Annotated in this window: 1 pseudogene; it reads right to left on the bottom strand. The window is 51.7% G+C overall.

The features are described from left to right. Window positions 1-947: pseudogene (locus tag AC559G_RS18145) on the bottom strand (IS3 family transposase); the annotation flags it as partial. Between the last annotated feature and the right edge of the window lie 43 nt (window positions 948-990).

Raw genomic sequence — 990 nt, 5'->3', positions numbered from 1 at the left:
GCAGTTTCCACGACGACTCATACTCTGCCTGATCCGGTACCGCCACAGTGACTGCCGGAACTGCCTGCTTGTGTAATGGCTGCCCTGATCGCTGTGGAACATCACCCCGGCTGGTTTGCCGCGAACTTCCCACGCCATTTCCAGCGCTTTGATGGTCAGTCTGCTGTCCGGTGAGAACGACATTGCCCAGCCCACCGGTTTCCTCGCGAACAGGTCGAGAACAACGGCGAGGTATGCCCAGCGCTTACCTGTCCAGATATACGTCACGTCGCCGCACCACACCTGATTAGGCTCTGTCACTGCGAACTGACGCTCAAGGTGATTCGGGATAGCAATGTGTTCATGGCCACCGCGTTTATACCGATGGATAGGCTGCTGACAACTGACCAGCCCCAGCTCTTTCATGAGTCTACCGGCAAGCCAGCGCCCCATCCGGAAGCCCCTGAGCGTTGCCATTGCGGCGATACTCCTTGCCCCGGCTGAGCCATGACTAATGTTGTATAGTTCCTGAACCTGACTGCGTAACTCTGTATGCTTTCTGTCCGGCTTATCAGGACGGCATTTCCAGTATTTATAGCTGCTGCGGTGAACCCCAAATACGTGACAGAGTGTAGCCACGGGATAACGCGCCCTGAGTTTTCCGATTAACGAGAACTGTTCAGGGAGTCTGACATCAAGAGCGCGGTAGCCTTTTTTAATATTTCATTTTCCATTTCAATACGTTGTAGTTTTTTCTTCAACTCACGTATTTCAATTTGCTCCGGGGTAATGGGGGAAGCTTTCGGTGTTTTTCCCTGTCGTTCATCCCGTAATTGTCTGACCCATCGGGTCATTGTTGAAAGGCCAATATCCATGGCTTTTGCTGCTTCAGCAACGGTGTAGCTCTGCTCGACAACCAACTGAGCCGCTTCACGTTTGAACTCTGCACTAAAATTTCTTTTTTTCATTGGAGCACCTGTATTGTTCTGAGGTGAGCATATCACCTCTGTT

The sequence above is a fragment of the Gibbsiella greigii genome (assembly GCF_039540155.1).
GTDB lineage: Bacteria > Pseudomonadota > Gammaproteobacteria > Enterobacterales > Enterobacteriaceae > Gibbsiella > Gibbsiella quercinecans.
This window is presented reverse-complemented; position numbering and strand designations above follow the sequence as displayed.